This is a genomic window from Streptomyces sp. CO7 (assembly GCF_053474865.1).
The window spans coordinates 1640553-1643197 of sequence record NZ_JBRIOU010000002.1; the positions used below are offsets into that span (position 1 = coordinate 1640553).

The window sequence follows — 2645 nt, forward strand, 5'->3', positions numbered from 1 at the left end:
CTCCGAGCACAACCCCGGCTCGCTGGGCAGCCACCCCGTCGACCCGGCGCCGTGCGAGGCGCCGGACGGCCACCCCGTCCTGGCCGGCCTCCCGCGCTTCCACATCCGCGGACCGGAGCAGAAGCTGTTCGAGGAGGCCTACGACTGGGCCCGCCCGATGACGGACGACGAGTGCACCCTGCGGCACCTGGTCGGCATCGACGTCAACATGGCCTTCGCCGCCGGTGCCAACGGCCTGACCGTCGGCCTCGGGGCGCCCACCCACGTCACGCGCCCCGCGTTCGACCCCAAGCTGCCCGGCAGCTGGCTGGTGGACCTCTCCCACGTCGACCTGTCACGGGTCAAGGTGGGCAAGCAGTGGGTCCGTCTGGACGCCGACCTGCTGCCCTCCCCGTTCACCCCCAAGGGCGAACGACCCGAGGGACCGGCCTGGTACGCCACCCCCACCGTCGCGTACGCCGTCGAACTCGGCTACGACGTGCAGCCGCTGGAGGCCTACGTGCGCCCCGAGAACGGCCGCTACCTGGACGGCTGGTACCAGCGGCTGCGCGACGCCTACCTCGCCACGATGGCCGACCTCGGCGTCCACCCCGACATGCCCGCGGCCGACTTCCTCACCGCGATGCGCCACCACAAGGAACGCGACCCGCACCTGGCGATCGTCGTCTCCGCGATCAAGGCCACCGTCAAGGGAGGCCTCGGCAAACTGCGCGAGCGACCCCGGGGCGAGGGCTGGCGACCCGGTCTGCCGTGGCGCGCCCTGTCCCGGCCGACGTGGCGGCCCGACATCCGCGCGGCCGTCATCTCCCGCACCCGCGTCAACCTCCACCGCAAGATCGTCAAGCACGCGGCGTTCACCGGCCGCTACCCCGTGGCGATCCTCTCCGACTGTGTCGTCTACGCCGCCGCCGGCCCCTCGCCGCTCGATCTCCTGCCCTACCACGACGGCAAGCCGCTGCCCGGCGGCTTCAAACTCGGCGTCAATCCCGGACTGGTCAAGCACGAGGGCACCCAGAGCGTCCTGTGGGGTGAGGAGGTCCGCGAACGGTTCGACGCCCCGGACCTCAACCTCGCCCGCTACATCAAGGACGGCAGCGTCACCGACACCGACACCGGCGAGTAGGGGAGAGGACAGGCGATGAGCATGTTCGCAAAAGGCCTGGACGCCGCCGTCGAGAGGGCGTTCACCCGTCCGGCGCCCAAGAGGGCGGGCACGCAGATGCGCTACCTGGTCAAGCAGCTCGGCGGCACGAAGCCGGTCGCCCAACTGCTGCGGGTCTCCCAGCGCACCGTTGAGCGGTACGTGAAGAACCAGATCAGAAGGCCGCGCCCCGACCTCGCCGCGCGTCTGGAACGCGAGGTCAGGAAGCGCTGGCAGCCGCAGGTCCGGGCCAGGGTCAGGGCCAGGGCCGCCACCACCGACGGCATCGTCATCGACACCCGCGCCCGCCTCGGCTACACCGCACCCATCGGGTCGACCGACCAGGACCGCATCCGGCACCTGACCGTCGCCCTGCCCCCGCAGCACGCCGCCCGCCTCTTCGACGCCCACGAAGCCGGCGCCGGAGACCAGCAGCTCCAGCAGATCGCCGCCGAAGCCCTCAGGGAGGTCTACTTCCAGGACGGCGGACGCCGCGCCGGCAGCCTGGAGGAGGTCCGCTTCACCGACGTGGAGCACCTGGAGTTCGAGCTCTGACAGCCGCCGGTCGCAGGGCGAGAAGATGCAGCCGACACCCCGTCGGGGCGGAGCCGGGCGCCGTCCGCCGGCCCCACCCCGACCGGGGCGAGGCCGGCGACCGGCTCGAGCGGGTCAGCGGTTGGTCCACAGGTTCCAGAAGAAGGTGCCCTCGGCGCACTGGTAGCGGTCCCAGTGCCCGCGCTCGATGCCCTGCTGGCCCGCCGTCTGGCACCCGCCCAGGGTGACGTACTTGCCGCGGTGGACGTCGAGGCTGTCGGCCGCCCACGCGGTGGCCGCACCGTGGGGCGCGGCGAAGGCGGGCGCTGCCGAGGCCGCACCGATCGCGACCGCCGTGATCGTCGCGAAAGCCGTGAGTGCCGTACGTACACGCATGATGAAGCCCTTTCGGAGAGGGGTTCGGCCCCGCCGAGCGGCGTTCGCCGGCACGGCCAGGACCAGGATCGGAAGCGGCGGACGCTCACCCTCGGGGGTGATCCGTCGAGCCGGTACGCCGAGTTTGCGCAGGCAGGCGCGCTTTCGCCACCGGATCCCGCTTGATTCACCGATGTCGGGACAAATAGGGTTCTGACCTGCTGGGACGTCCTCGTCCCGGGAGGCGGGACGGTCGCGTGGGACCGCGTCGTCCCGTCGTCCTGCTCGGCGGAAGGGCCTTCGATGACCGGTTCGCGGCCGGAGCGCGACGCGGCGGTGCGGAATCTGGCGAACGCGCTACGCGGACTCCAGCAGCGGTCGGGCTGCACACTGCGCGCCCTGGAGGCGCAGGTCCGCATCAGCGACTCGTCGCTCTCCCGCTACTTCCGGGGCGAGAGCGTGCCGGTCTGGCCCGTGGTGCGCGACCTCTGCCGGGCGATGGGGGCCGACCCGGCGGAGTTCCGCGCCGCGTGGGAGGCCGCCGACCGTGCCCGCCGTGGCGAGGAGGGCGAGGGCCACGCACTCGACACCGCAC

General features: G+C 72.4%; 4 protein-coding genes. 3 read left to right on the forward strand and 1 reads right to left on the reverse strand.

The genetic code is table 11. The features are described from left to right. On the forward strand, positions 1–1123 hold a 1123-nt coding region (gene tap, locus ACOV8S_RS09620; RefSeq protein ID WP_448317286.1), incomplete at its 5' end, for a telomere-associated protein Tap. Between the two features lie 15 nt (positions 1124–1138). Continuing rightward, positions 1139–1696: a telomere-protecting terminal protein Tpg gene (gene tpg / locus ACOV8S_RS09625; protein ID WP_448317287.1), complete on the forward strand. Its 558-nt coding sequence runs from the start codon at positions 1139–1141 to the stop codon at positions 1694–1696. A gap of 114 nt (positions 1697–1810) precedes the next feature. On the opposite strand, the gene ACOV8S_RS09630 is transcribed toward tpg, so the two are convergent. Further along, positions 1811–2071, reverse strand: coding sequence for a hypothetical protein (locus ACOV8S_RS09630; protein ID WP_448317288.1), 261 nt, complete (start codon positions 2069–2071; stop codon positions 1811–1813). Between the two features lie 282 nt (positions 2072–2353). On the opposite strand from ACOV8S_RS09630, the gene ACOV8S_RS09635 reads away from it, so the two are divergent. Beyond that, a partial coding sequence (locus ACOV8S_RS09635) for a helix-turn-helix domain-containing protein (RefSeq protein WP_448317289.1) occupies positions 2354–2645 on the forward strand: 292 nt, incomplete at its 3' end.

Excerpts from the sequence above, each read along its gene's own strand:
- tpg (WP_448317287.1), top strand. The coding sequence starts at position 1,139 with ATGAGCATGTTCGCAAAAGGCCTGGACGCCGCCGTCGAGAGGGCGTTC.
- ACOV8S_RS09630 (WP_448317288.1), bottom strand. The coding sequence starts at position 2,071 with ATGCGTGTACGTACGGCACTCACGGCTTTCGCGACGATCACGGCGGTC.